Raw genomic sequence first — 26431 nt, forward strand, 5'->3', positions numbered from 1 at the left:
CCACACGAATTGCTTGATTCATTGAAGAAGACGATAAAGAAGCAGCCCGAAATTGGGTCTGTAGCTCAGTTGGTTAGAGCGCACCCCTGATAAGGGTGAGGTCGGCAGTTCGAATCTGCCCAGACCCACCAATTTTGCTTGTGTGGGAAACGCCTGTAGAAATACGGGGCCATAGCTCAGCTGGGAGAGCGCCTGCCTTGCACGCAGGAGGTCAACGGTTCGATCCCGTTTGGCTCCACCACTACTGCTTCTGTTTGTTGAAAGCTTAGAAATGAGCATTTCCTTCGTATGAAGGCTAAATGTTGATTTCTAGTCTTTGATTAGATCGTTCTTTAAAAATTTGGGTATGTGATAGAAAGATAGACTGGACAACACTTTCACTGGTGTTGGATCAGGCTAAGGTAAAATTTGTGAGTTGCTCTTAATTGAGTATTATCGAATTTTCGGCGAATGTCGTCTTCACAGTATAACCAGATTGCTTGGGGTTATATGGTCAAGTGAAGAAGCGCATACGGTGGATGCCTTGGCAGTCAGAGGCGATGAAAGACGTGGTAGCCTGCGAAAAGCTTCGGGGAGTCGGCAAACAGACTTTGATCCGGAGATGTCTGAATGGGGGAACCCACCTAACATAAGTTAGGTATCTTAAGCTGAATACATAGGCTTAAGAAGCGAACCAGGGGAACTGAAACATCTAAGTACCCTGAGGAAAAGAAATCAACCGAGATTCCCTTAGTAGTGGCGAGCGAACGGGGACTAGCCCTTAAGTGGCTTTGAGATTAGCGGAACGCTCTGGAAAGTGCGGCCATAGTGGGTGATAGCCCTGTACGCGAAAATCTCTTAGTCATGAAATCGAGTAGGACGGAGCACGAGAAACTTTGTCTGAATATGGGGGGACCATCCTCCAAGGCTAAATACTACTGACTGACCGATAGTGAACTAGTACCGTGAGGGAAAGGCGAAAAGAACCCCGGAGAGGGGAGTGAAATAGATCCTGAAACCGTATGCGTACAAGCAGTGGGAGCCCACTTTGTTGGGTGACTGCGTACCTTTTGTATAATGGGTCAGCGACTTATTTTCAGTGGCGAGCTTAACCGAATAGGGGAGGCGTAGCGAAAGCGAGTCTTAATAGGGCGTCTAGTCGCTGGGAATAGACCCGAAACCGGGCGATCTATCCATGGGCAGGTTGAAGGTTGGGTAACACTAACTGGAGGACCGAACCGACTACCGTTGAAAAGTTAGCGGATGACCTGTGGATCGGAGTGAAAGGCTAATCAAGCTCGGAGATAGCTGGTTCTCCTCGAAAGCTATTTAGGTAGCGCCTCATGTATCACTGTAGGGGGTAGAGCACTGTTTCGGCTAGGGGGTCATCCCGACTTACCAAACCGATGCAAACTCCGAATACCTACAAGTGCCGAGCATGGGAGACACACGGCGGGTGCTAACGTCCGTCGTGAAAAGGGAAACAACCCAGACCGTCAGCTAAGGTCCCAAAGTTATGGTTAAGTGGGAAACGATGTGGGAAGGCTTAGACAGCTAGGAGGTTGGCTTAGAAGCAGCCACCCTTTAAAGAAAGCGTAATAGCTCACTAGTCGAGTCGGCCTGCGCGGAAGATGTAACGGGGCTCAAACCATACACCGAAGCTACGGGTATCACTTAGGTGATGCGGTAGAGGAGCGTTCTGTAAGCCTGTGAAGGTGAGTTGAGAAGCTTGCTGGAGGTATCAGAAGTGCGAATGCTGACATGAGTAACGACAATGGGTGTGAAAAACACCCACGCCGAAAGACCAAGGTTTCCTGCGCAACGTTAATCGACGCAGGGTTAGTCGGTCCCTAAGGCGAGGCTGAAAAGCGTAGTCGATGGAAAACAGGTTAATATTCCTGTACTTCTGGTTATTGCGATGGAGGGACGGAGAAGGCTAGGCCAGCTTGGCGTTGGTTGTCCAAGTTTAAGGTGGTAGGCTGGAATCTTAGGTAAATCCGGGATTCTAAGGCCGAGAGCTGATGACGAGTGTTCTTTTAGAACACGAAGTGGTTGATGCCATGCTTCCAAGAAAAGCTTCTAAGCTTCAGGTAACCAGGAACCGTACCCCAAACCGACACAGGTGGTTGGGTAGAGAATACCAAGGCGCTTGAGAGAACTCGGGTGAAGGAACTAGGCAAAATGGCACCGTAACTTCGGGAGAAGGTGCGCCGGTGAGGGTGAAGCATTTACTGCGTAAGCCCATGCCGGTCGAAGATACCAGGCCGCTGCGACTGTTTATTAAAAACACAGCACTCTGCAAACACGAAAGTGGACGTATAGGGTGTGACGCCTGCCCGGTGCCGGAAGGTTAATTGATGGGGTTAGCTAACGCGAAGCTCTTGATCGAAGCCCCGGTAAACGGCGGCCGTAACTATAACGGTCCTAAGGTAGCGAAATTCCTTGTCGGGTAAGTTCCGACCTGCACGAATGGCGTAACGATGGCGGCGCTGTCTCCACCCGAGACTCAGTGAAATTGAAATCGCTGTGAAGATGCAGTGTATCCGCGGCTAGACGGAAAGACCCCGTGAACCTTTACTATAGCTTTGCACTGGACTTTGAATTTGCTTGTGTAGGATAGGTGGGAGGCTTTGAAGCGTGGACGCCAGTTCGCGTGGAGCCAACCTTGAAATACCACCCTGGCAACTTTGAGGTTCTAACTCAGGTCCGTTATCCGGATCGAGGACAGTGTATGGTGGGTAGTTTGACTGGGGCGGTCTCCTCCTAAAGAGTAACGGAGGAGTACGAAGGTGCGCTCAGACCGGTCGGAAATCGGTCGTAGAGTATAAAGGCAAAAGCGCGCTTGACTGCGAGACAGACACGTCGAGCAGGTACGAAAGTAGGTCTTAGTGATCCGGTGGTTCTGTATGGAAGGGCCATCGCTCAACGGATAAAAGGTACTCCGGGGATAACAGGCTGATACCGCCCAAGAGTTCATATCGACGGCGGTGTTTGGCACCTCGATGTCGGCTCATCACATCCTGGGGCTGAAGCCGGTCCCAAGGGTATGGCTGTTCGCCATTTAAAGTGGTACGCGAGCTGGGTTTAGAACGTCGTGAGACAGTTCGGTCCCTATCTGCCGTGGACGTTTGAGATTTGAGAGGGGCTGCTCCTAGTACGAGAGGACCGGAGTGGACGAACCTCTGGTGTTCCGGTTGTCACGCCAGTGGCATTGCCGGGTAGCTATGTTCGGAATAGATAACCGCTGAAAGCATCTAAGCGGGAAACTAGCCTCAAGATGAGATCTCACTGGGACCTTGAGTCCCCTGAAGGGCCGTCGAAGACTACGACGTTGATAGGTTGGGTGTGTAAGCGCTGTGAGGCGTTGAGCTAACCAATACTAATTGCCCGTGAGGCTTGACCATATAACACCCAAGCAATTTGATGCTCCTAGTTGAAAAGACGAAAGAGACCAGATTGCGGTGTGTGAAGACGAAATGAACCGAAAGTTCGAATCTCACTAAACACCGAAAGCTATCACATACCCGATTTGCTGAAGCGAAGCCGACTGGCTACGACTCAGTACCCGAATTTCTTGACGACCATAGAGCATTGGAACCACCTGATCCCATCCCGAACTCAGCAGTGAAACGATGCATCGCCGATGGTAGTGTGGGGTTTCCCCATGTGAGAGTAGGTCATCGTCAAGATTAAATTCCGAAACCCCTATCTGCGCATGCAGGTAGGGGTTTTGTTTTTGCCTGGAATAAAGCGCGTTTCGGCCAATACAAATTTGCACAGTTATTTTCGTTTCAGAACACTAGAATAGGTCCAACTTTTTCGGAGGCCAGAGCCTTTATGCCAGATTCGGTTGACGCCCCCGGGCTGTCAGAATTACCGCTGGACGACTTGGTGGCCTGTCACGAGTGCGACTTGCTGATGCGCAAGCCCGAACTCGCCCATGGCGAGAAAGCCCTGTGCTCTCGCTGTGGTTACGAGCTCTACGCCCATCGGCACAACGTTGTGCAGCGCAGTCTGGCTTTGGTCATCGCCGCGCTGTTGTTGTTTGTCCCGGCGAACTTTTTACCCATCATGCAGCTCAATCTACTCGGACAATCGTCGAACGATACGGTCTGGAGTGGCGTTGTCGGTCTTTTTGATTCCGGCATGCAGAGTGTTTCGCTGATTGTGTTCCTGTGCAGCATGGGCATCCCTTTGCTCAAGCTGCTCTGCCAACTGGCCGTATTGCTCAGTATTCGTTTTGATGTCGGACGCAGCTACGGCTTGTTGATCTACCGCATTTATCACCATCTACGCGATTGGGGAATGCTTGAGGTCTACCTCATGGGCGTACTGGTGGCGATCGTAAAACTGGCAGATATGGCAGCCGTTACCGTCGGCCTGGGCCTGGCGTGCTTTATCGGTTTGTTGTTGGTCCAGGTCGCGTTGGAGGTGGTGATGTCGCCCCATCAGATCTGGCAGGCTTTATCAGGAGAGGATGCCCATGCGGGCGATTGATGCGGGCATTCTGATTTGCGCCGAATGCCATGAGTTGAACAAGCAGGAAGCTGACACCGACGAGCAATCCTGCACCCGTTGTGGTGCGCTGGTTCACGCCCGCCGCCCGAACAGTGTGGTGCGCACCTGGGCGCTGCTGATCACCGCGGCGGTGCTCTACATCCCGGCCAACGTACTCCCGATCATGACCGTCAACTCCCTGGGCAAGGGCGACCCCAGCACCATCATGTCCGGTGTGATCCAACTGGTTCAGCACGGGATGATTCCAATTGCGGCGGTGGTGTTTATCGCCAGCATTCTGGTACCGACGTTCAAGTTGGTGGGCATCGCGCTGCTGCTGTTTTCGGTGCAGCGCCGTCAGCCGCTCTCGGCTCGTCAACGGATCTGGATGTACCGCTTTATCGAGTTCATCGGCCGCTGGTCGATGCTGGACATCTTTGTGATCGCCATCCTGGTGGCGGTTGTGAATTTCGGACGGCTTGCCAGCATCGAAGCCAATCTTGGCGCCATCGCTTTCGCCAGTGTGGTGATTCTGACGATGCTTGCCGCCGTTACTTTCGATCCCCGACTGATTTGGGATAACACGGAGTCGGATGACGACCATGACTGATTTGCCTACAGCGAAAACCCGACCGGCCTCGAACTGGTCCGCTATCTGGGTGTTGCCCCTGATTGCCTTGATCATCGGCGGCTGGCTTGGCTGGCGTGCCTACAACGAGACCGGCATCGAGATTCTGGTGCGTTTCGAAAGTGGTGAAGGCATCCAGGCCAACAAGACCGAGGTCGTCTACAAAGGCATGTCCGTGGGTAAGGTAAAAACCCTCAAGCTCGACGACGAAGGCGCCTCCAAGGGCGTCATCGCCACCGTCGAGATGAACAAGGACGTCGAGCAATACCTCAGGACCAGCACGCGCTTCTGGCTGGTCAAGCCAAGCGTGACCCTGGCCGGTATCACCGGCCTGGAAACCCTGGTGTCGGGTAACTACGTCGCGATCAGCCCGGGTGAAGGCGAACCGACCCGCAAGTTCAAGGCGCTGGCCGAAGAACCGCCGCTGTCCGACGCGCAGCCCGGTTTGCACCTGACCATCAAGGCTGATCGTCTCGGCTCGCTGAACCGCGGCAGCCCGGTGTTCTACAAGCAGATCAGGGTCGGGCAGATCAAAAGCTACCTGCTGTCCGAGGATCAAGGCACCGTTGAGCTCAAAGTCTTTATCGAACCCACCTACGCCAAGCTGGTGCGCAAACACACGCGCTTCTGGAATGCCAGCGGCATCAGCATCGACGCCAACCTGTCGGGCGTGAAAGTGCGCAGCGAGTCCCTTGCCAGCATCGTCGCCGGCGGTATCGCGTTCGCCACGCCGGAGAATCGCAAGGACAGCCCGGCCACCGATCCAAGCTTGCCGTTCCGCCTCTACGAAGACTTCGATGCCGCTGCCGCCGGAATTCGGGTCAAGGTCAAACTCAGTGACTTCGAAGGCCTGCAGGCCGGGCGCACGCCCGTGATGTACAAAGGCATTCAGGTCGGCACGCTTAAAGCGCTGAAGATCGATCCGGATCTGACCGCCGCCAGTGCCGAGTTGACCCTCGATCCCCTGGCCGAGGATTACCTGGTTGACGGCACTCAGTTCTGGGTGGTCAAGCCGTCGATCTCCCTCGCCGGTATTACCGGGCTGGAAGCCTTGGTCAAAGGTAACTACATCGCCGTACGCCCCGGCGACAAGGGCGCCGCACCGCAACGCGAGTTCGTGGCACGGCCCAAGGCGCCGCCGCTCGACTTGCGTTCGCCGGGGCTGCACCTGGTGCTGTTCACCGATAACCTGGGTTCGCTGGATGTCGGTAGCCCGATCCTCTACAAACAGGTCAAGGTCGGTTCGGTCCAGAGCTATCAGTTCTCGCGGACCAAAAAACAGTTAGTGATCGGCGTACACATCGAGAAGGAATATGAAGGCCTGGTCAACGCGTCGACCCGGTTCTGGAATGCCAGCGGCATTACGCTCACGGGTGGGCTGACCGGTGGAATCCAGGTCAAAAGTGAATCGCTGCAGAGCCTGATGGCTGGCGGCATCGCCTTCGAAACGCCGCTGGCAACAGCGCCATTGCAGAAGCGGATTCCGCGGTTCCGTCTGCACGCCAACCGCGAAGACGCCAATGAAAAAGGCACTGTGGTCACGATCAAGGTGGAGCGCGCCGATGGCTTGCGCAGCGGCACGCCGATTCGTTTCAAAGGTCTGGATGTCGGCAAGATTGAAGACGTCGACCTCAGCGATGACCTGCAATCGGTGCTGCTGACGGCGCGCATTACTGAAGTGCCGGAGCGTATTGCCCGGGCAGGCAGTCAGTTCTGGGTGGTCAAGCCTGAACTGGGCCTGATCAAGACGTCCAATCTCGAAACCCTGGTCACCGGGCAGTACATCGAAGTGCAGCCGGCGGCGAAAAACCTGGGGCCGCAAAAGAACTTCGTGGCCCTGGCGAATCCGCCGGAAACCGCCCGCCAGGAAGCCGGCCTGAGCCTGGTCTTGAGTGCTGCCCGCCGTGGTTCGTTGAAAACCGGGGTGCCGGTGACTTACCGTGAAATCACCGTGGGCAAGGTCACAGGGTACGAGCTGGGCCAGACCGCTGACCGGGTGTTGGTGCGCATTTTGATCGAACCGAAATATGCACCCTTGGTGCGCAGCGGTACGCGTTTCTGGAACTCCAGTGGCTTTGGTTTCGACTACGGCTTGTTCAAAGGCGCGACAATGCGCACCGAATCGCTGGAGACGCTGATTCAGGGCGGTATCGCCTTTGCCACGCCGGATGGGGAGCGCATGGGTAATCCGGCGCGACCTGAGCAGACGTTCCCGTTGTTTGACAATTTTGAAGAGGAATGGCTGACCTGGGCGCCGAAGATCGCGATCGGCAGGTAGGAGCCAGGCTTGCCGGCGAAGGCGTATTCAAGATCGCTTTCGCCGGCAAGCCTGGCTCCTGCAGGTGCGCTTGCCGGCCATCAAAAAAAAAGGCCGCGATCCATTCGATCGCGGCCTTTTTTATTGCCAAACATCTAATGCAGATCAGACCGCATCCAACTCCGGTTCATCGGCTTCGACATTGACCGCTGGCTTCACCTCATCATGCCGACGAATGTACTTCCAGTCCGCCTCGTCGATATAGATCCCGTTCGGCCCACTGCCACCTTCCAGGTCAATGGCAACACTGGCGCAGACTTGCGGCTTCACACTGGCCAGAATCGGCACGAAGCCCAGTTGCAGACTGGTTTCCAGCAGCGCCGCCTGGTTTTTCTCATCGATGTCCGCCGCCTCGTCGAGGTAGTACGGCAGGCGCACGCGACCGGCCTGGTCGCGGTCCATCAAGTGCAGCAACAAGTACATGTTGGTCAGCGCCTTGATCGTCATCGTGGTGCCGTTGGACGCCGCACCATCGATGTCGGTGTGAATCACCGGCGATCCGTTGACCTTGGTGATCTCGAATGCCAGTTCGAACAGGTCCTTGAGGCCGAGCTGGTTGTGATTTGCGGCCACCAGCCGCGCCAGGTATTCCTTGGCTTCTTCGTTCTTGTTGTCCTGATCGGCACTCTGGTTCAGGTCGAACACGGAAAGGGTTTCGCCCTCTTCATACTGGCCGGCGCTGTGGATGATCTGGTCGATGTGCTTGAGCGCTTCCTTGTTCGGCGCGAGCACGATGCGGAAACTCTGCAGGTTGGACACCTGACGCTTGTTGATCTCGCGGTTGAACAGCGCCAATTGGTGTTCGAGGCTGTCGTAGTCGCTGCGGATATTGCGCAGGGTCCGGGCGATGTCGGTCACGGCCGCACGGCGAGCCTTGCCGAGCGTCAGGGCTTCATCGGTGCGGTGCGCGTAGGCATTGATCAGCAATCGCAGGCGACGTTCCATGTCGTCTTCGCTGTCGAACTTGGCCACGCCCTTGAGGCGAACCTGGGCGTAGAGCGCCTCGATCTGACCATCGCTGCGCAGCAGGCCCTGCCAGCTGTCCTGATAGTCGTTGAGCAGCGGCAGCAGGTTATCCATGGAATCGTCGACCGGGTCCATGAACGGTGTGCCGAACGGCAGGTCGGCCGGTAACAGCTGACGGCGGCGCAGGGCGTCGTCTAGGGTGCGTTGTTTGGCTTCCATGTCGCCAATCTGCCGGCCAACCAATTGCAGCTTGGCCGACAGTTGCTGGACGCGCTCGGTGAAGGCATCGCTGGAGCGCTTCAACTCGTCCTGCGCCGCTTCCATCTGCGCGAGTTGTTCCAGCTTGTCGCTTTCTTCGGCGCTCAAGGTTTGCGCGCGACGGAAATCTTCCAGGGCTTTCTGTGCATCCAGCACTTGGCGGTACAGGGTTTCGGTCTGGGTCTTGCTCGCAGCACGGTCGGTGGCCACCGCAGCCTGGGTTTTAAGCTGCTTGAGTTCTTTTTCCAGACGCTCTTTCTGATCGCGCAACGCGGCGCGGTCAGCCAGGGCCTGCAGGGCAGGAGGTTCGATAGACGACAGATCGATGGACAGGCCCGGTACTTCGAAGCGCTCGCCCTTGAAGCCGTCGAGGATCAGCTCCAGGGATTTGACCCAGGCACCGTCCTCATCCAGCGTGATGCCATGCTCGCCCAGCGGCAGGCTGAACAAGGCGCTGTTGAACAGGCGCATCAGGCGTTCGACGTCCTGTTGCGAGAACTCTTCGCGCAGGCGGGCGTAGCTGTTGTTGTCGGCGTGATCGAGTTGCTGCCTGACCGACTTCAGGCGTTTTTCCAGATCCCGCAGACGCTCGTCGAGGTCTTCGGCACTGAACTGTCGCGACTGCGCCAGTGCGCCAGCGAGTTCATCGTGCGCGTCCTTGGCCGCGAGTAGTTGCTGCTCCAGGACTTTGACGTCATCGACCAGGGCGAAGCGATGCTTGAGCACCGACAATTCGCCGAGCCAGCGCTGGATGCCGGCGATTTCCCGCTCCAGGCGCATCAGTTCCTGAGTGCCGCCGCGCTGATTGTTTTGCAGGGCATCCTGCTCGTTGCGGTAGTGCTCGGCCTGGATCGTCAGCTCTTCCTTGCGCGCACCGGCGTAGTCCGACCAGGTGCCGAGCAGGGAATCGAGCAATGGCGAGATCCGGTGCAGTTTGCCGCGCAGGATGTCCCGTTGTTTCACGCCGTTGGCCAAGGCCTCGACCAATGGGCCGGCCGCGACCAGCGAGTTGTAGTCCTGCTCCATGCGGCGTACATCGCGGAAGGCCTCTTCGCAGGCGGCAATGTAATCGACGCTGCCGGAACGCAGGCTGTGTTCGAAGGCATCGAGGAACAGCTGCTTGAGCTTGGCCGCGGTGATTTCGCGCATGTGCAGCAGGTTGATGAACAGGGCGCGGAAGGTCTTCAGGCTTTGCTCGCTGGTGGAGCGCAGCGGGATCAACGTCAGGTCCAGGGGGATCGAGGTGTGACCGCCGACCAGCAAGCGACGCAGTTCGTCGGGTTTGAGTTCGTAAGCTTTCAGCCCTTCGCGCTCGAGGTTGGTGAACAGCTCTTTCTGGCGCAGACAGGTGTCGTTTTTCTGGTAATGGGCCAGGTCCAGCTTGCCGGCGTAGGCAAAGAACTGGTGACCGAAGCCGCCCCCCGGGCCGCGACCGACGACACCGATCACATGCGGGCCGTGGGGCAACGAGACTTCGACCAGAATGTAGCTGGTGTCCGAGGCAAAGTAGAAGCGCCGCGATTGTTCCAGGCTGTACTTGCCGAAACTCATGTCCGACATGCGGGCCAGAATCGGGAACTGCAACGCGTTGATCGAGGCGGATTTACCGAGGTTGTTCGCGCCGTAAACCGACAGCGGCTCTTCCAGAGGGAACAGGCCGAGGCTGTAACCGGCGGTATTCAAAAGGGCAAAACGGCGAATGCCGTAGCGTTCCTTGGTCATGCGTCGGTCTCCTGTTCTTCGGCAATGGCGCGGGCCAGGGCGTCTTCTTCGTGTTCTTCCTCGAAGTCAGCGAGGTCCAGCGGGTCATCGGTTTCCAGCAGCTGTTCATCGCTGTCGTCATCGATCAGTACCGGTGCCGGCAATGGCAGCACGCTGTGCAGGCTGGCCGCCAGATCACGGTCTTGCTGCACCGACAGGCAGACGTCGAGGAAGCGATGCATCGGCGGCAGGAACCGGTAGACGCCGTTTTCTTCGCCGGCGAAACCGAGCTGGGTCATGCGACGCATGATTTTTTCTTCGAGCTCTTCGACAGTCTGCACTTCGGCCTGGATGAACAGGTCGCGGTATTTTTCCAGCAGCGACGGCAGTTCATCGCGACCAAGGCTGCCACCGTCGAGCACGGCGACCGGGTCTCGGCCCTGGTCCGCCAGGTGTTCGACCAGGATGAAGGTAAACAGCGCCAGGCGTTGCGCGGTCTTGTTCACCGCCGCTGCGGCGAGGTCCGGCACGAAATAATAGAAGCCACGAGTGTCGCAGACCAGTTCAAAACCCAAGGCCTTGAACAGCGTGCGGTACTGATCCTGGAAGTTCGACAGCTGCGCGTACAGCTCAGGATCACGGCGGCTGACGTGGTAGCCCTTGAACAGCTCGCGAAAGATCGGTGCCAGCTGAGACAGTTCGGATAGATCAAGGTGCATGGGAGGTACTTGCATAGAGGGTGCTCGCAGAATCCTCGGCGGCGCTGTCGCGGGCCGAGAGCAGGGCGAAGGAGCGCAGGCTGACCTGATGCTCGTGAGTGTGGTAATCGCGACGTTCCAGACGCTCACGTTTAAAGCGTTTTTCCCGCGACAGGCGCGAGAACCAGTAGAGCAATTCGTCGGTGGCGCCGTCCGGTTCCTGTTCCAGCAACCAGGTCATCAGGTCCGGCAGCGGCAGGGCGTCTTCGCAGCGTTCGAGCATCTCCCGAACCGTGCGCGGCGCGCGCGGCACTTCGCCTTTCTGGGTGTTGTGGGCCTTGGGGAAGCGCGCCGGCTTCGGCTCGAAACGGGCCAGGGCGTAGACATAGGCTTCAACCTGACTGGCGCTGCCGAGAAAGGTGCTTTGCGGGCGGGTGAACATCGGCATCGCCGCTTGCGGCACTGCGTCGATGCCTTTGCGCCGGATGGCCGCCAGGGCCAGCGCCGCGCCACGGGTCACGGCATTGTGCCGGCGGGCTTCTTCACGCAACGGCAGCAGCAGTTCTCGGGCATGGCGCAGGGTCAGCTGGGCGCTGGTCTGCATTTCGAGGATGCGCGCGTGGGTGCGCAACAGCATGTCGTCATCGACCAGGTGGCCAAGACGCTGCTGATCGGTGAGCATCTTCAGCAGCACGTTTTCGACCTTGCGCACGCCTTGTTCGAAGGCGCCGTCGGCGTTCACCAACTGGATCATCGGCTCGACATATTCATCCCAGGTCGCCAGCACTTCAGCGTAACGCTGGCGCAGCGGAATCTGCCGGTCGCTGGTCTTGGCGCGTTCGGCGACGGCCACCAGCGCCTGTTCATCGTTGGCGAGCTTCTTCAATACGTCCCGCACGCGCATGTCGAGCAGGCGCAGCTGGCGCGCGAGGTCGTTGCCGTCGCGGATGTCGAAGGCGTCCTGGATGTAGCCGGCCAGACGCTCGAGATGGCGCAGATAGGCTTCGATCTCCAGGCACAGGCCCAAGCGGTGTTCACGGCGCAGGTAAGCGAGGAAATCGTGAATCTGCGCGTTGAGCTCGAAACGGTTCGGGCTTTTCGCCACCGGAACCAGAATGTCGAGGCGAATCCACACGTCCAGCAGGCTGGTGATGTCCTGCGGTGTACTGTCCAGTTGCTGGGCGGCCAACTGTGAACGCAATTCGCTGAGGCTCAGGGTGCCTTGGTCGAAGTGCTCGCACAGTGGCTCCAGAAGGGCCCAGTGTTCAGCGAGGGCGCGCAAGACGCGCTTGGGTTCGATCATCGGGATGGCCGGCTGTCTGACGATTGAAAGCCGCGATTGTACTGCATCGGGGCCAATGCAAATCACTCTCGGGATGGACTGTCGTTTTTCTGTCTATCAAGCGCGGGCGATCTTGAGCGAAGGGCGGTAGAATCCCTGCACTTTCAGTTATCCACAAGTGGCCGACCTTTGCTTATCGAGTCCCGTCGCCGCGCTTATTTGGCCGCCATGCAGGTGGTCAACTGGCTGCCGCGCACCGAATTGCCCTTTGCTGCGCCGTCGCGGCCCGAGCTCCTGGAAACGCCCGAGCCCGTGGTTGTCGCCCCGGTTGCACCGGCTCCTGTGGCTGAGCCGCCCGTGGAGCCGCGGGTCAAACCTGCCGAACGGGTAAAGATCGAAGTGCCCCGGCCATCGTTGGCCAGCACGCGCACGAACGCCAAGGTCGAAGAAGCCGCCGCCCCGGTCGCGAGCAGGGTGGCGGTCGTACCGCCGCCCCGTTTCGCCCTGCAATTGCTGCGAGCCGGTCGCTGCCTGTTGCTGGTGGAGTTACCCACAGGCGAAACATTCCAGGCACGCGACCCTGCCTATCTGCTGCTCAAGGACATGCTGCGCGCCGCCGGTCTGCCGGACAGCCCGCAAATCGTCGGCGAGCCGGTGCGCTGGCCGTTGCTGGCCCGGGGCACAATGGATCAGGGCCCGGAAGCCGCCCGCGATTTCGTGCAAGGATTTCTTTCGGCCCGCCTGGAAGACGCCCCGTGCGTCTGCCTGTGGCTGATTGGCCTGCCAGCGTTACGTTTTGCCGGTGAAGCGAATGCCGAGGCATTCAACCGTGAACTCCAGGTCGAAGGCCTGGGCTCGGTCTGGGCCCTGCCGGGCCTGGAATTATTAATGGAAGAGCCACAGCGTAAGGCTGATGTCTGGCAAGCCATGCGTCGGCTGATGGCGCGCTGGAAAGAACCCAATGAGTGATGCTGTATCGTTCCGCCCGATGACCGAGGCGGACCTGGACGCCGTACTGAAAATCGAATATGCGGCCTATAGCCATCCCTGGACCCGCGGGATTTTTCTCGATGGCCTGGGCAAGTACCAGATCTGGCTGATGTTCGAAGGGCAGCAGCAGGTCGGTCATGGTGTGGTGCAGATCATTCTCGATGAAGCGCATCTGCTGAACATCACCGTCAAACCGGAGAATCAGGGCCGTGGCCTGGGCTTGACGCTGCTGGAGCATCTGATGTCGATTGCCTACACGGCCGAGGCGCGCGAATGTTTCCTGGAAGTGCGCGACAGCAACCGGTCCGCGTTTCGGTTGTATGAGCGGTATGGGTTTAACGAGATCGGGCGTCGGCGGGATTACTACCCGGCGGTGGGTGGGCGCGAAGATGCGGTGGTCATGGCCTGCACCTTGGTGGATTGAATCCTGAAAGCTTCGCCGGCAAGCCTCGCTCCTACAGGGGGGGCGTCGGTCTCACATGTTGTGTCCGACACCAATCCTGTGGGAGCGAGGCTTGCCCGCGAATGCGTCTTAACAGACGAAGAAAATCAACGTTTACCATCCATCGGATCCCGCCGCGCCATCTCCTCTTCATCCAGCCCGTTGCCGCCACCAATGTCGTCTTCATCGACAATGCTCAAATCCCAATCCGCCTGGTCACCTTCACCGGCCTCTTGAGCATCCCGCGCACCGTCTTCACGGATCAATGTTTCCGGGCTCATGTCGTCGTCGGTGGATTCATGGTCATCGGTCGAGGCGCCGGTCATACCGGCTTCCTGCACGCGTTCCCGGGGCATCAGTCGCGCGCGCTCCGCCTCCGGCAGCTCGTCGCCGATTTTGGCGCTCGGTTGTTCCTCATCGAAATCCAGCTCACGCATCGAACCCATGCGGTCTTCGGTGTCGTCAATGGGCTCGGGTTGCGCCGCCTCGTACGGACGTCGTGTATCAGTCATGGTAATTCCTCATACTGTGGGCCTTACTACGGTGGACCCACTGGGCTGCTCAGAATTCCGCCAGCCTGGAACACCGGTAATATGCATCATCTGCAATCTGCATCTCGCGCGTGACCCAGACGGGCGGTTGTCTGTCAAATCAGCGCATCATTCACGAGGCTTCATTGCATGAACGAATTACAAGATCTGATTGATAACAACGAACGCTGGGCCGAAGCGATCAAGCAGGAAGATCCGGACTTCTTCTCCAAGCTGGCTCGCCAACAGACCCCGGAATACCTATGGATCGGCTGCTCCGATGCACGGGTGCCGGCCAACGAAATCGTCGGCATGCTGCCGGGCGATCTGTTCGTCCACCGCAACGTGGCCAATGTGGTGTTGCACACTGACCTCAATTGCCTGTCGGTGATCCAGTACGCGGTCGACGTGCTCAAGGTCAAACACATCCTCGTCACCGGCCACTACGGCTGTGGCGGGGTGCGCGCCTCGATGCAGGATCGCCAGTTGGGCCTGATCGACGGCTGGCTGCGTTCCATTCGCGATCTGTACTATGAAAAACGCGAAGAGCTCGCCAAGTTGCCCACCGAAGAAGAGCGGGTCGATCGTCTCTGCGAACTCAACGTGATCCAGCAAGTGGCGAACGTCGGGCATACCAGCATTGTGCAAAACGCCTGGCACCGCGGGCAGAAACTGTCGATCCACGGCTGCATCTATGGCATCAAGGATGGTCGCTGGAAAAGCCTGAACGCCACCATCAGCGGTTTCGAGCAGTTGCCGCCGCAGTACCGCCTGCGTCCGGTCGAGGTGTTGTAAGGGCCTTCAGCTGCAGCGGCAGGCAAACTGCTGCTGCAGCTTGTCGACCGACAGAGGAAAAAGCGCGCTTTTCCGCGTCAGCCATGGCTTACGCGGGAAAGTCGCTCATCGTTACAGATTCGGCGCAGAGTTCGCACCCACCGGCGCGGGTACCTTGAGCTGTGTGAGCTGCGACTTGATCGGAGCCGTCGCGCATTTGGCCACGGCTTGTTCAGGCGTCAGGTTGCGGATCGAGGTGTAGAACAGCTCGCAGGTCTTTTCCTTGCGGGTCACTTGCCAGGTCTGGGTGCAGCTTTTGAGCTGAACGTTCGGATCGCTCCCCGGTTGGCTGCCCATGCCGGCCTGCCAGCAGGCAGCGCTCAAATCCTGGCCCATGATTTTCAGCCCCGCGGTGTCAGCCTGGGCCTGGGCGTTGTCGCCGCTGTAGCTGTCCGGATTGGCGGCGTACCAGATATAACTCGGGTGGTTGGAACCCAGCACCGGCACCTTGACCCCTTCGCTGGGACTGATGGTTGCCAGCCCCAGAACATTCACGGTCGGGCCATATTGCTGCTTGATCCAGTTACGCACCGGCGCACCAAAGGCGACCATGGGCAATGTCGCGCCACTGGCGTTCTGGCTGACGTTTTTGACCATGGTGGTCTGGTAGTCCTTGAAGTAGTCGTAGACGCCTTCCAGGTCCTTGCCGGCGCTGGACGGCGCGGCAATCGGCGCGATGTCGATGATGGTCTGGTAGCCCGGCGTCTGTTCGGCGGGGATGCCGTTGTCGGTGAGCAGCGTGGCCCAGCGATCGGTGGTGGCGGACCGGAGGTAATCCTGAGCCTGGGTCAGCGAATAGTCCGGCGGGAAGTGCAGCAATTCGACGCTCTTGCGATTTTCCAGGGCCATGCCCAATGGCAGGAACAGATTCCAGCTGAAGGCCCACTTGCCATCGGCATTCAATTTGCTGGCACCGGTGTAGGCCAGGTCGCCAGCGTCGAGCAGCGCGGCCAAGGGTTTCTCGTAACCGTCGGGAACGCCGCTGATGTCGGCGTAGAGCTGATCGTTATCGGTCTTGACCCGCACTGTCGCCGCGCTGTAGCCATCGCGCTGCAGGCTTTGGCTCAGGTAATGCTCGACGGTTTGCTCCAGCGTCCAGTTGCGAAAACAGATGACGTTGCAGTTGTTGGGGTAGGCGAACAGGCGGGTGACGCGTTCGGTACTGCCCAGCTTCAGGTCGACATCGGCATGGGCGGCGGCGCTCAGGGTTAGGGTAGCGAGGGTGAGTCCTGCGAGTTTGAACATGCTCAGATCCTTTTCAGCGTGTGGGCCCTTGGTTTCGGGCGCTCTACATACTGAAACAGGCTGGGCTGGACAAGAAGTGGGCCGATGGAAATATCGGCCCTTTTTTGCGTCAAGGCATCACTGGCGGCGTATACGTCAGCGTCGTCCCCAACGCCCACAGCAGCAACAGCACCAGCGGTGTGTGCACCAGCAGTTGCACGAACGAGAATCCGATCAGGTCCCTTGCCTTCAACCCCAGCACGCCCAGCAGTGGCAGCATGTAGAACGGGTTGATCAGGTTAGGCAGCGCCTCGGCGGCATTGTAGATCTGCACGGCCCAGCCCAGGTGGTAGTTCAGGTCGTTGGCCACTTGCATCACATAGGGCGCTTCGATGATCCACTTGCCGCCGCCGGACGGGATGAAGAAACCGAGGATCGCCGAGTACACTCCCATCAACAGCGCGTAGGTGTCGTGGGACGCGATGCTGACGAAAAAGGTCGAGATGTGGTGGGCCAGGGTCTGGGCGTCCGTCCCTTTGACGGTGGTCATCAGCGCGGCGATCGAGCCATACAGCGGGAACTGGATCAGGACGCCGGTGGTGGTCGGCACCGCGCGGGCCACGGCATCGAGGAAGCTGCGCGGGCGCCAGTGCAGCAGGGCGCCGAGCATGATGAACAGGAAGTTATAGGTGTTCAGCCCGGAAATCGCACTGATCGCCGGTTTGGTCGAGAACTCGTGGAACAGCCATCCGGCCGCCAGCAGCACCAGCAAAATCGTCAGCAGCGGGCTGTGCTCCAGCCATTCGCCGGGGCGGGTGCGCGGTTGCAGCGGCGGCAGGTTGAAACTCGGGTCGATACCGCAGGCTTGGGCATCACGGGCGGAATTCGGGCCAGGTGCGGTGGCATAGGCAATGATCAGCGAGATCACGATCAACGCCAGCAACATCACGCCGGACTGCCAGAGAAAGATGGTCTGGGTGAACGGAATCACCCCGGTGATCGACAGAATCGACGGCGGCAGACTGCCCGGGTTGGCCTGCAATTGCGCCGCGGAGGACGACAGGCCCAGGGCCCACACCGCGCCCAGGCCCAGGTAGGCGGCGGCACCGGCGGCGCGGTAATCCATTTTCAGATCGGTACGGCGGGCGAGGGCGCGCACCAGCAAGCCGCCGAACACCAGCGACAGGCCCCAGTTCAGCAACGACGCGACCATGGAGATCAGCGCGACCCAGGCCACGGCGGAACGGCCGTTTTTCGGGATGCGTGCCAGGCGGTCGATCAATTTCACCGCCGGTGGCGAGCTGGCGACCACGTAACCGCCGATCACCACGAAGGCCATCTGCATGGTGAACGGGATCAGGCTCCAGAATCCGTCACCGAAGGCCATGGCGGCATCGGTGGGTTTGGCGCCCATGGCCATGGTGGCCACGGCGACGATGATCACCGCCAGCGCGGCAAACACCCAGGAGTCGGGGAACCAGCGCTCGGCAAAGCTTGAGCAGCGCAGGGCAAAACGGGCAGAGCGGCTATCTTCGATATCAGCGGTCACGGGAGTACCTCGGATTTTTATGTTTTTTGAGGTCATCAGGGCTGCACAGGCCCGTCTGGACAGCTGCCAACAGTAATTCAATCGACCTTTTTTTGTGACGAAGTTTTACCAGTATTGGACTTTGGTCTAACGGGTTGTCCGCTGGCGCATTTGCGTAGACCATGGGCGCCTTGGTTTTTTGCCCTGTGCCAGAGTTCCGTTCATGACTGCCAACACCGATTCGCGCCCGGCGCCGTTCACTCGCTCCGACTACAAGACCCTGGGCCTTGCAGCCTTGGGTGGCGCGCTGGAAATCTACGACTTCATCATTTTCGTGTTTTTCGCGCTGACCCTCAGCCAGCTGTTCTTTCCGCCGGAAATGCCCGAATGGCTGCGCTTGCTGCAAAGCTTCGGGATATTCGCCACCGGTTATCTGGCGCGGCCCTTGGGCGGGATATTGATGGCGCATTTCGCCGACCGGCTGGGACGCAAGAAAGTCTTCAGCCTGAGCATCCTGATGATGGCGTTGCCGTGCCTGCTGATCGGCATCATGCCGACCTATGCACAAATCGGCTATTTCGCCCCACTGCTGCTATTGGCCCTGCGCATCCTGCAGGGCGCTGCAGTCGGCGGGGAAGTGCCGAGCGCCTGGGTGTTCGTCGCCGAGCACGCTCCCGTGGCCCATCGCGGTTATGCCCTCGGCTTCCTCCAGGCCGGCCTGACCTTTGGCTACCTGATCGGCGCCCTGACGGCGACCTTTCTCGCCCAGGCGTTCACCCCGGCGGAAATCCTCGATTACGCCTGGCGTTATCCGTTCCTGCTGGGCGGCGTGTTTGGGGTGATTGGCGTCTGGCTGCGTCGCTGGCTCAGCGAGACGCCCGTGTTCATGGCCATGCAGGCCCAGCGCGATGCCGCGGTCGAACTGCCGCTGCGCACGGTCTTGCGTGAACATCGCCTGGCCATGCTGCCGGCGATGCTCCTCACCTGCGTGCTGACCTCGGCGGTGGTGGTGTTCGTGGTCATCACCCCGACCATGATGCAGAAAACCTTCGGCATGACGGCCGGCCATACCTTCGCCCTGAGTGCGCTGGGCATCGTTTTCCTGAACATCGGCTGCGTCCTCGCCGGGTTGCTCGTCGACCGCATCGGCGCCTGGCGCACGGTGATGCTCTATAGCCTGCTGCTGCCGTTGGGCATCGGCGTGCTCTATACCTGCCTGATCGTCGGGGGCAGCTGGATCGGTCTGGCGTACGCGGTGGCCGGTCTCTGTTGCGGGGTGGTGGGCGCGGTGCCGTCGGTGATGGTCAGCCTGTTTCCGGCGCGGATTCGTGTTTCGGGCATCTCCTTCACTTACAACATTGCCTACGCCGCGTGGGCGAGTGTCACCCCGCTGCTGTTGATCGGTCTGATGCCATGGAGCCCGTGGATCTGTGTGATTTTCAGCGCGGTGATGGGCGCCGTCGGCGTGAGCAGTGCGGCGTATTTCGGCGCGCGGATGCCGCGGGCCGGAGGTTGCCCGGCCGCGAGTGTTGTGTAATCGAATGGCCAATCGCTGAGGAGTCTTGAATGAGCAAGTTGCGGGTGGGGATTATTTTCGGAGGCCGATCGGCCGAGCACGAGGTGTCGCTGCAGTCGGCGAAAAATATTGTCGATGCGCTGGATCGTTCGCGTTTCGAGCCGGTGCTGATCGGTATCGACAAGCAAGGCCACTGGCACCTTAACGATCCGTCGAACTTCCTGCTCAACCAGGAGAGTCCGGCGCTGATCGCCCTCAACCAGTCCAACCGCGAGCTCGCCGTCGTGCCGGGCAAGGCCAGCCAGCAATTGGTCGAAACCTCCAGCCAGGAACTGCTGGGCCATGTCGACGTGATCTTCCCGATCGTCCACGGCACCCTGGGCGAAGACGGTTGCCTGCAAGGTTTGCTGCGCATGGCCGACCTGCCGTTCGTCGGCTCCGATGTGCTCGGCTCGGCGGTCTGCATGGACAAGGACATCAGCAAGCGCCTGCTGCGTGATGCTGGCCTGGCGGTCACGCCATTCGTGACCCTGACCCGCGCCACGGCGGCGCGCACCGGGTTCGCCGAGGTTCAGGGCAAGCTCGGCCTGCCACTGTTCGTCAAACCGGCAAACCAGGGCTCTTCCGTGGGCGTGAGCAAGGTGAGCGATGAAGCCGAGTACCAGGCGGCGATCGAACTGGCGCTGGATTTCGATGAAAAAGTCCTGGTCGAGTCCGCCGTCAGCGGCCGCGAAATCGAATGCGCGGTACTGGGCAACGAGGACGCCGTCGCCAGCGGTTGCGGCGAGATCGTGGTGCGCAGCGGGTTCTATTCCTACGACAGCAAATACATCGACGATCAGGCGGCTGAAGTGGTGGTCCCAGCCAACATCAGCACCGAGGCCAGCGAACGCATTCGTGCCTTGGCCGTCGAGGCGTTTCAGGTGTTGGGCTGTTCCGGACTGGCGCGGGTCGATGTGTTCCTGACCGACAGCGGTGAAGTGCTGATCAACGAGATCAACTCGCTCCCCGGCTTCACCCGCATCAGCATGTACCCCAAGCTGTGGCAGGCCACCGGGATGACCTACAGCGAGCTGGTCAGCCGCCTGATCGAGCTGGCGCTGGAGAAGCACAAGGCGCGACAGGCGCTGAAGATCTCGCGTTAGGCTGTAGGTGGCGCTGAATGGGTCAAGTGATCCCAACAGGCATCAGGATGATCGTCCGGTCGTCGCGTGATCAGGGCTGCTTCACAGGCTTGATCAAACTTTCTGCTGGTATACCGAAAAGGTCGTGCAGTTTCCAGATCATCGGGAGCGTCAAGGCGCGCTTGCCATTAAGCACTTCGTAGACCCGGTTTGTCCGGCCAATGGCAGGTGCCAGATCAGCTGCGGACAGGCCAGACTGTTCCATGCGAAATTTGATTGCATCGATCGGGTTCGGTAAATCGACTGGAAACTGCTTCGATTCATACGCCTCGATGAGCGTGATCATGATATCGAAGTAGTCACCCTCGGGAGTGCCCGGCTCAGGCTCATTGTCGAAGAGCGCAGACACGTCCTTGAGAGCTGCACGGTAATCCTCAGCGGTGTGAATCGGACGAATATCCATGGGTTACTCCATCTCGACGGTATCAGCGTCGATTGCGTCGTACTGCTTGTGAGTGCCGACAAATTTTATGTATACGGCGCCGAAGCGATAGGCCACAGCGACTACTAATCGAAAGTCATTGCCCTTGATGTTGAACACGACTCTGCGACTTTTAAGAATACTGGCGGTGGCAAAGTGCGCTTTTATATCCGCAGGCGTTTTCCACTCTGCATTTCTTGCCTCGTCAATCCAGGCCAGGAGAGATGGTTCCGCGTCCGGGCAACTTTTCCAAAAACTCTTCAGGTGACTGATGGCGATGATTCTCATGGCATGATCCTAGTCCCATGCTGGGACTGATGCAAGTCTGTGGCGGCGCATCCGATCTGTGGGAGGGCGAGTTTGATTTCTGTAATCAATCGCTTCCGACAGCTGAGTCGATAAGCCGGGGCTAAATGCAAAATCGGGGAAAATCAATCTTCAACTCTACTCAGGATGCAGCCATTTGCGGGTAGGAAAAGGCTGCACGAGCTGACCGATCAGGATTGGTTATCCATAAAAAAGGGCCTACCTCCCGGTAAGCCCTTTCTCGTTCCAGCGTACGACTCAGTCTCCCAGCGCTGCCCCCTCACGCCGCGGATCCGCCCCACCTGCCAACGCGGCTTTTCCCTGCGCATCCTTCACCCGCACAATCGCCTGGGTCCCGCTGGTCATGTCGATCTCGGTAACAGTGTGTCCTTTGTCCTTCAATGCCTGGATCAATCCGGCGCTGAACTGTCCGCGTTCCAGTTCCGTGGGGCCATTGCGGCTGCCGAAGTTGGGCAGGCTGATGGCGGTTTGCGGGTCGAGGTTCCAGTCGAGCAGGCCGATGGTGGATTTGGCAACGTATTCGATGATTTGCGAGCCGCCGGGGGAGCCGATTGTGGCGAGGAATTCGCCGCTCTGGCGGTCGAAGATCAAGGTTGGTGCCATGGATGAGCGGGGGCGCTTGCCGGGCTCGACGCGGTTGGCGACCTTCTGCCCGTTCTCCTCGGGGATGAACGAGAAGTCGGTCATCTGGTTGTTGAGCAGGAAGCCCTGAACCATCAGGTGCGAGCCGAAGGCGGATTCGACGGTGGTGGTCATCGACACCGCCCCGCCCTGGTCATCGACCGCCACCACTTGCGAGGTGGAGATGCGCAGCGGCGAACGGTCGGGCGCATAGGCGAACTGGATGCCCGGCGGCGTGCCGGGTTTGGCCATGCCCATGCTGCGGTCACCGATCAGGGCGGCGCGGCTGGCCAGGTAGGTCGGGTCTACCAGGCCTTTGACGGGAACGGGCACGAAGTCCGTGTCGGCGACATACTGCGCGCGGTCGGCGTAGGCCAGGCGCTCGGCTTCGGCAATCAGGTGCACGGCGTCAGGGGCCGGCTCGAGGCCCGCAGGCTTGTCCGTCTTGAGCGGTTTCAAGGACGCCAGGGCCAAGCGTGGGTCGCGGGTTTCCAGAGCCTGCAAGGTGCCGAGGATCTGTGCCACGGCGATCCCGCCCGACGACGGCGGCGGCATGCCGCAGACTTGCCAGCGTTTGTAGTCGGTGCACAGCGGCGCGCGTTCCTTGGCGCTGTAGCCTTGAAGATCGTTCAGCGACAGGCTGCCGGGGTTGGCATGGCCTTGAACCTTGGCGACGATCTCTTGGGCGACGGGGCCTTTGTACAGCGCATCGGGACCCTCCTGGGCAATGCGTTTGTACACGGCGGCCAATGCCGGGTTTTTCAGTTGTGTGCCCGCGGCCTTCGGGCTGCCATCGGCATTGAGGAAATACGCCGCCATGTCCGGCGAGCGTCGGATGGACGAGTCCGAGGCGATCAGTCGATGCAGGCGCGGGGAGATGGCGAAGCCTTGCCCGGCGAGTTCGATCGCCGGCTCGAACAGCTGTGCCCATGGCAGGCGGCCGTGTTTGTGATGAGCCAGTTCCAGTGCGCGCAACACCCCCGGCGTGCCCACGGAACGACCACCGATCTGCGCCTGGGGGAATGGCATCGGTTGGCCGTCGGCCTGTAGGAAGAGTCTCTCGGTGGCGCCGGCCGGTGCGGTTTCGCGACCGTCGTAAGTGCGCACGCTCTTGCCGTCCCAGAGCACGATCAACGCACCCCCGCCGATGCCCGAGGACTGCGGTTCGACCAGTGTCAGCACCGCTTGCATCGCAATGGCGGCATCGATGGCTGAACCGCCCCGGCGCAGCATCTCCCGCCCGGCTTCGGCCGCCAGGGGATTGGCCGCTGCCGCCATGTATTTCGAGGCGTGCCGGGTGTGCAGGTCGGTGCGGTAGCCCGAGGCGGCTTCCGGTGCGATTGGTAATGTCGAAGCGGGCGGAGCATTGCACGCCGCAAGGACCAAGGCAGTGGCAATCAGCGACAGCGCTGACAGGCGATAGCGGCTCAAGTCAAAGGCTGAGGACACGCGGGGCACTCCATCCGTGGGAAAAGATCCGAGGACTTTATCGGCCGACAGCCAGTGACGCAAACCATGGCCTACGGCAAAGACGCGTTTTTCCTTCATCAGTCAATGCATTTTCTGTAGGGTCGAGGGCAACAGACAGGGCAGAAGATCAACAAGAGGCAAGCATGCACACAGACTTCCCCACCCAGCCAAGTTACCGCACCCAGCGCGAACAATTCCTCGCCGCGGCGACGGCGGCCGGCGCGACACTGACCCACTACCCGCACCCACTCCAGGGGCCGTTCGGGGAGCCGTTGAGCACCGATGTGGCGGTACTCGGCAATCCGGCCGCCAAACGCTTGCTGATCGCGCTGAGCGGTACCCACGGGGTCGAAGGCTTCTATGGTTCGGGATGTCAGATCAAGTGGCTGCAGACGTTGGGCAGCCGTTCACTGCCGGCCGATGTCGCGGTGGTGTTTGTGCATCTGATCAATCCCTGGGGCACGGCCTGGCTGCGCCGGGTCAATGAAGACAATATCGACCTGAACCGCAATCACCTGAACTTCGAGCGCCCGCTGCCGGACAATCAGGCCTATGCAGCGCTGCATGAAATTTATGCGTGCGGCGAGCTGCAAGGCCCCGAACGCGAGCGTGCCGATGAGCTGCTCGACCAGCAGATTCGCGAACAGGGTTGGCCTGCAGTGATGTCGATTGTCGAAGGCGGCCAGCACAGTCATGCCGATGGCCTGTTTTACGGCGGGCTGGCGCCGAGCTGGTCGAATCGCACGCTGCATCAGATCATTGAGCAACACGTCGCCCACGCCGACGTCGCGATGTGTTTTGACTTGCATACCGGGGCCGGGGAGTACGGTCATCCGATGTTGCTGACGATTACCGAGTCGGCCTATCCGGCGCTGCAAGACGCGCAGACTATCTACGGTCCGTGGCTCTACACACTGCTGACCGGTGCCGACACGCTGAGCGAAACCGGGGTTGCCGCGACAGCCACAGGTTATACCTCACAGGCGCTGATCGATGCGTTGCCGCAGGTACGGTTGATGCCTTTTGTGATCGAGTGCGGGACTTACCCGGGGGCAGAGGTTCACCGTCACTTGCGCGATGACCACTGGTTGCATCTGCATGGCAATCCGCATGATGCGGTGGGGCGCGGGATCAAACTGAATCTGCTCGAGCAGTTCTATCCCGCCGACAACGACTGGCAGGCGATGGTCTGGCTGCGTACCTGGCAGATCTGGGAGCGGGGGTTGTCCGCGTTGGCGGCGATGTGACAGGTGTCTTGGTCCGACTCAGGTTCTGTGGAGCCTGGTCGGGACCCTTCGCCAGCAGCCGGTTTTTCAGGGGCATAAAAAAACGGCCTACCTTTCGGTAAGCCGTTTTTAGTACTTGGTGGCTACACAGGGACTTGAACCCCGGACCCCAGCATTATGAATGCTATGCTCTAACCAACTGAGCTATGTAGCCAAGTGGCGCGCATTATTCACCGCAAACGACAATGCGTCAAGCGTAAATCTAAAATATTTCTCTACGCTTTCAACCGGTTATCCACCTGCCCCAGAAAATCGGGCCAGGTGAGGGCGTCAACTGGGATGAAATCGTAATAACCAGACGCTGATCCAGACACACCGTTAGACCAAGGCGTCGCGCTATCACCCCTTTTTTGAGGTCGTTAGCAGGCTAAGGGGATGGCGCTGCCGCACTGAAAAATGGCACATTGACGCACCTGCCTGTGTGCACCCATCCGCTGTACGGAAATTCTCATGGCTATCAGTAATGTCCAGACCGGCGCTCAGCCGGCATCCGCGACTTCACAAAGCAGCCCTTTGGTCATGCGCATCATCGGTGCCGTGGCCCTGGCGCATTTGATCAACGACCTGATCCAGTCGGTGCTGCCGTCGATTTACCCGATGCTCAAGGCCAACTATGGCCTGACCTTCACCCAGGTCGGCCTGATCACCCTGACCTTTCAGTTGACGGCCTCGCTGCTGCAGCCGTGGGTCGGTTATCACACCGATCGACATCCCAAGCCCTGGCTGCTGCCGGCCGGGACGGTGTGCACGCTGATCGGCATTCTGATGATGTCGGTGGTCGGCACCTTCCCGATGATTCTGCTGGCAGCGGGGCTGATCGGCATCGGCTCATCGACTTTCCACCCGGAAGCGTCTCGCGTGGCGCGACTGGCTTCGGGTGGGCGTTTCGGCCTGGCGCAATCGACCTTTCAGGTCGGTGGCAATGCGGGGTCGGCCTTTGGTCCGTTGCTCGCTGCAGCGATCATCATTCCTTTCGGTCAGGGCCATGTGGCCTGGTTCGGTCTGTTCGCGGTATTTGCCCTGTTCGTGCTCTATCGGATCAGTCGCTGGTACGCCAATCACCTGAGCCTGTTCAAGCTCAAGCAGGGTCAGGCGGCGACGCACGGCTTGTCGAAAAACCGGGTGATCAGTGCCTTGGTGGTGCTGGGGTTGCTGGTGTTCTCCAAGTACTTCTACATGTCCAGCCTGACCAGCTACTTCACCTTTTACCTGATCGAGAAATTCGACCTGTCGGTGGCCAGTTCACAGCTGCATCTGTTCCTGTTTCTCGGAGCGGTAGCGGCGGGGACCTTCTTCGGCGGGCCGATCGGCGACAAGATCGGGCGTAAGGCAGTGATCTGGTTCTCGATTCTTGGCGTGGCACCCTTCACCTTGCTCCTGCCTCATGTCGACCTGTTCTGGACCAGCATTCTCAGCGTGGTGATCGGCTTCATCCTGGCTTCGGCATTCTCGGCCATCGTGGTGTACGCCCAGGAATTGGTGCCAGGCAATGTCGGGATGATTGCCGGGGTGTTTTTCGGCCTGATGTTCGGTTTTGGCGGGATTGGCGCGGCGTTGCTGGGGTATCTGGCGGATGTTCACGGCATCGAGTACGTGTACTTCCTGTGTTCGTTCCTGCCGTTGTTTGGCGTGCTGGCGATCTTTCTGCCGCGAACCAAAAAGACCTGACCCACGCCAATCTCCTGTAGGAGCCGGCAAGCCGGCTCCTACAGGATTGCGGTGGACGGAATTT

Annotated in this window: 19 protein-coding genes, 3 tRNA genes and 2 rRNA genes; 14 read left to right on the forward strand and 10 right to left on the reverse strand. The window is 59.4% G+C overall.

Annotated features, from left to right (window positions below; all coding sequences use genetic code 11):
• Positions 1-54 precede the first annotated feature (54 nt).
• The 7 genes from ELQ88_RS06645 to ELQ88_RS06675 all read left to right on the forward strand — a co-directional run bounded on the left by ELQ88_RS06645 (position 55) and on the right by ELQ88_RS06675 (position 7382).
• Positions 55-131: transfer RNA gene (locus ELQ88_RS06645), tRNA-Ile, on the forward strand.
• Positions 132-165: 34 nt separating this feature from the next.
• A tRNA-Ala gene (locus tag ELQ88_RS06650) sits at positions 166-241 on the forward strand.
• A gap of 250 nt (positions 242-491) precedes the next feature.
• A 23S ribosomal RNA gene (locus ELQ88_RS06655) occupies positions 492-3383 on the forward strand.
• Between the two features lie 169 nt (positions 3384-3552).
• A 5S ribosomal RNA gene (rrf, locus tag ELQ88_RS06660) occupies positions 3553-3668 on the forward strand.
• 148 nt (positions 3669-3816) lie between these two features.
• Positions 3817-4476 (forward strand): paraquat-inducible protein A, encoded by a 660-nt coding sequence (locus tag ELQ88_RS06665; protein WP_128873660.1) that lies wholly within the window; start codon positions 3817-3819, stop codon positions 4474-4476.
• Complete coding sequence (locus ELQ88_RS06670; protein WP_138964255.1) at positions 4463-5086, forward strand: paraquat-inducible protein A; 624 nt, start codon at positions 4463-4465, stop codon at positions 5084-5086. Before ELQ88_RS06665 ends, ELQ88_RS06670 begins: the two co-directional genes overlap by 14 nt.
• On the forward strand, positions 5079-7382 hold the full coding sequence (locus tag ELQ88_RS06675) for an MlaD family protein (protein ID WP_138964257.1): 2304 nt from the start codon (positions 5079-5081) through the stop codon (positions 7380-7382). Before ELQ88_RS06670 ends, ELQ88_RS06675 begins: the two co-directional genes overlap by 8 nt.
• Positions 7383-7526: 144 nt before the next feature.
• On the opposite strand, the gene mksF is transcribed toward ELQ88_RS06675, so the two are convergent.
• The 3 genes from mksF to mksB are packed head-to-tail and all read right to left on the reverse strand — an operon-like array spanning position 7527 to position 12347.
• On the reverse strand, positions 7527-10367 hold the full coding sequence (gene mksF, locus ELQ88_RS06680) for an Mks condensin complex protein MksF (protein WP_138964259.1): 2841 nt from the start codon (positions 10365-10367) through the stop codon (positions 7527-7529).
• Positions 10364-11065, reverse strand: a complete 702-nt coding sequence (gene mksE / locus ELQ88_RS06685; protein ID WP_128873663.1) for an Mks condensin complex protein MksE — start codon at positions 11063-11065, stop codon at positions 10364-10366. The genes mksF and mksE overlap by 4 nt, the downstream gene beginning before the upstream one ends.
• On the reverse strand, positions 11055-12347 hold the full coding sequence (gene mksB, locus ELQ88_RS06690) for an Mks condensin complex protein MksB (RefSeq protein WP_224790917.1): 1293 nt from the start codon (positions 12345-12347) through the stop codon (positions 11055-11057). Before mksB ends, mksE begins: the two co-directional genes overlap by 11 nt.
• A 207-nt stretch (positions 12348-12554) precedes the next feature.
• Here mksB and ELQ88_RS06695 point away from each other — a divergent pair, with 207 nt between their 5' ends.
• A complete protein-coding gene (locus tag ELQ88_RS06695; RefSeq protein ID WP_138969485.1) occupies positions 12555-13295 on the forward strand; it encodes an energy transducer TonB in 741 nt (246 codons plus the stop codon).
• Positions 13288-13740 (forward strand): ribosomal protein S18-alanine N-acetyltransferase, encoded by a 453-nt coding sequence (gene rimI, locus ELQ88_RS06700; RefSeq protein ID WP_128873665.1) that lies wholly within the window; start codon positions 13288-13290, stop codon positions 13738-13740. The genes ELQ88_RS06695 and rimI overlap by 8 nt, the downstream gene beginning before the upstream one ends.
• Before the next feature lie 125 nt (positions 13741-13865).
• Here rimI and ELQ88_RS06705 read toward each other — a convergent pair whose 3' ends face one another.
• Positions 13866-14270 carry a serine kinase/phosphatase gene (locus ELQ88_RS06705; protein ID WP_138964261.1) on the reverse strand — a complete coding sequence of 135 codons (405 nt, stop codon included), beginning with the start codon at positions 14268-14270 and terminating at the stop codon, positions 13866-13868.
• A gap of 168 nt (positions 14271-14438) precedes the next feature.
• Here ELQ88_RS06705 and can point away from each other — a divergent pair, with 168 nt between their 5' ends.
• Positions 14439-15083 carry a carbonate dehydratase gene (gene can, locus ELQ88_RS06710; protein ID WP_128873667.1) on the forward strand — a complete coding sequence of 215 codons (645 nt, stop codon included), beginning with the start codon at positions 14439-14441 and terminating at the stop codon, positions 15081-15083.
• A gap of 111 nt (positions 15084-15194) precedes the next feature.
• On the opposite strand, the gene ELQ88_RS06715 is transcribed toward can, so the two are convergent.
• Positions 15195-16367: a hypothetical protein gene (locus tag ELQ88_RS06715; RefSeq protein ID WP_138964263.1), complete on the reverse strand. Its 1173-nt coding sequence runs from the start codon at positions 16365-16367 to the stop codon at positions 15195-15197.
• 109 nt (positions 16368-16476) lie between these two features.
• Positions 16477-17895 carry a TIGR00366 family protein gene (locus ELQ88_RS06720; RefSeq protein ID WP_128873669.1) on the reverse strand — a complete coding sequence of 473 codons (1419 nt, stop codon included), beginning with the start codon at positions 17893-17895 and terminating at the stop codon, positions 16477-16479.
• Between the two features lie 202 nt (positions 17896-18097).
• On the opposite strand from ELQ88_RS06720, the gene ELQ88_RS06725 reads away from it, so the two are divergent.
• Together ELQ88_RS06725 and ddlA are read left to right on the forward strand one after the other, a co-directional pair.
• Positions 18098-19411: an MFS transporter gene (locus tag ELQ88_RS06725; protein ID WP_138964265.1), complete on the forward strand. Its 1314-nt coding sequence runs from the start codon at positions 18098-18100 to the stop codon at positions 19409-19411.
• Positions 19412-19440: 29 nt separating this feature from the next.
• Positions 19441-20535, forward strand: a complete 1095-nt coding sequence (gene ddlA / locus ELQ88_RS06730; RefSeq protein WP_138964267.1) for a D-alanine--D-alanine ligase — start codon at positions 19441-19443, stop codon at positions 20533-20535.
• Positions 20536-20605: 70 nt separating this feature from the next.
• Here ddlA and ELQ88_RS06735 read toward each other — a convergent pair whose 3' ends face one another.
• The 3 genes from ELQ88_RS06735 to ggt form a co-directional block, all read right to left on the reverse strand.
• Positions 20606-20977 carry a helix-turn-helix domain-containing protein gene (locus ELQ88_RS06735; protein ID WP_128873672.1) on the reverse strand — a complete coding sequence of 124 codons (372 nt, stop codon included), beginning with the start codon at positions 20975-20977 and terminating at the stop codon, positions 20606-20608.
• A 3-nt stretch (positions 20978-20980) separates the two neighbouring features.
• Positions 20981-21283, reverse strand: a complete 303-nt coding sequence (locus ELQ88_RS06740; protein ID WP_128873673.1) for a type II toxin-antitoxin system HigB family toxin — start codon at positions 21281-21283, stop codon at positions 20981-20983.
• Between the two features lie 276 nt (positions 21284-21559).
• The gene (gene ggt / locus ELQ88_RS06745; protein WP_138964269.1) at positions 21560-23392 is read right to left on the reverse strand and encodes a gamma-glutamyltransferase; all 1833 of its coding nucleotides are present in this window, start codon (positions 23390-23392) and stop codon (positions 21560-21562) included.
• Between the two features lie 164 nt (positions 23393-23556).
• Between ggt and ELQ88_RS06750 the strand changes: the two genes are divergently transcribed.
• A complete protein-coding gene (locus ELQ88_RS06750) occupies positions 23557-24660 on the forward strand; it encodes a DUF2817 domain-containing protein (RefSeq protein WP_138964271.1) in 1104 nt (367 codons plus the stop codon).
• 116 nt (positions 24661-24776) lie between these two features.
• Here ELQ88_RS06750 and ELQ88_RS06755 read toward each other — a convergent pair.
• Positions 24777-24853 (reverse strand) — tRNA-Met (locus ELQ88_RS06755).
• 296 nt (positions 24854-25149) lie between these two features.
• On the opposite strand from ELQ88_RS06755, the gene ELQ88_RS06760 reads away from it, so the two are divergent.
• Complete coding sequence (locus tag ELQ88_RS06760) at positions 25150-26367, forward strand: MFS transporter (protein WP_128873675.1); 1218 nt, start codon at positions 25150-25152, stop codon at positions 26365-26367.
• Positions 26368-26431 lie beyond the last annotated feature (64 nt).

It is taken from the genome of Pseudomonas sp. MPC6 (assembly GCF_006094435.1).
GTDB lineage: Bacteria > Pseudomonadota > Gammaproteobacteria > Pseudomonadales > Pseudomonadaceae > Aquipseudomonas.

Coding starts and splice junctions, on each gene's coding strand:
- ELQ88_RS06705 (WP_138964261.1), bottom strand. CDS start 14,270: ATGACTGATACACGACGTCCGTACGAGGCGGCGCAACCCGAGCCCATT.
- ELQ88_RS06735 (WP_128873672.1), bottom strand. CDS start 20,977: ATGGATATTCGTCCGATTCACACCGCTGAGGATTACCGTGCAGCTCTC.
- ELQ88_RS06750 (WP_138964271.1), top strand. CDS start 23,557: ATGCACACAGACTTCCCCACCCAGCCAAGTTACCGCACCCAGCGCGAA.
- ELQ88_RS06740 (WP_128873673.1), bottom strand. CDS start 21,283: ATGAGAATCATCGCCATCAGTCACCTGAAGAGTTTTTGGAAAAGTTGC.
- ELQ88_RS06695 (WP_138969485.1), top strand. CDS start 12,555: ATGCAGGTGGTCAACTGGCTGCCGCGCACCGAATTGCCCTTTGCTGCG.
- ELQ88_RS06670 (WP_138964255.1), top strand. CDS start 4,463: ATGCGGGCGATTGATGCGGGCATTCTGATTTGCGCCGAATGCCATGAG.
- rimI (WP_128873665.1), top strand. CDS start 13,288: ATGAGTGATGCTGTATCGTTCCGCCCGATGACCGAGGCGGACCTGGAC.
- can (WP_128873667.1), top strand. CDS start 14,439: ATGAACGAATTACAAGATCTGATTGATAACAACGAACGCTGGGCCGAA.
- ELQ88_RS06675 (WP_138964257.1), top strand. CDS start 5,079: ATGACTGATTTGCCTACAGCGAAAACCCGACCGGCCTCGAACTGGTCC.
- mksF (WP_138964259.1), bottom strand. CDS start 10,367: ATGACCAAGGAACGCTACGGCATTCGCCGTTTTGCCCTTTTGAATACC.
- ELQ88_RS06760 (WP_128873675.1), top strand. CDS start 25,150: ATGGCTATCAGTAATGTCCAGACCGGCGCTCAGCCGGCATCCGCGACT.
- ELQ88_RS06725 (WP_138964265.1), top strand. CDS start 18,098: ATGACTGCCAACACCGATTCGCGCCCGGCGCCGTTCACTCGCTCCGAC.
- mksE (WP_128873663.1), bottom strand. CDS start 11,065: ATGCACCTTGATCTATCCGAACTGTCTCAGCTGGCACCGATCTTTCGC.
- ddlA (WP_138964267.1), top strand. CDS start 19,441: ATGAGCAAGTTGCGGGTGGGGATTATTTTCGGAGGCCGATCGGCCGAG.
- mksB (WP_224790917.1), bottom strand. CDS start 12,347: ATGATCGAACCCAAGCGCGTCTTGCGCGCCCTCGCTGAACACTGGGCC.
- ELQ88_RS06715 (WP_138964263.1), bottom strand. CDS start 16,367: ATGTTCAAACTCGCAGGACTCACCCTCGCTACCCTAACCCTGAGCGCC.
- ELQ88_RS06665 (WP_128873660.1), top strand. CDS start 3,817: ATGCCAGATTCGGTTGACGCCCCCGGGCTGTCAGAATTACCGCTGGAC.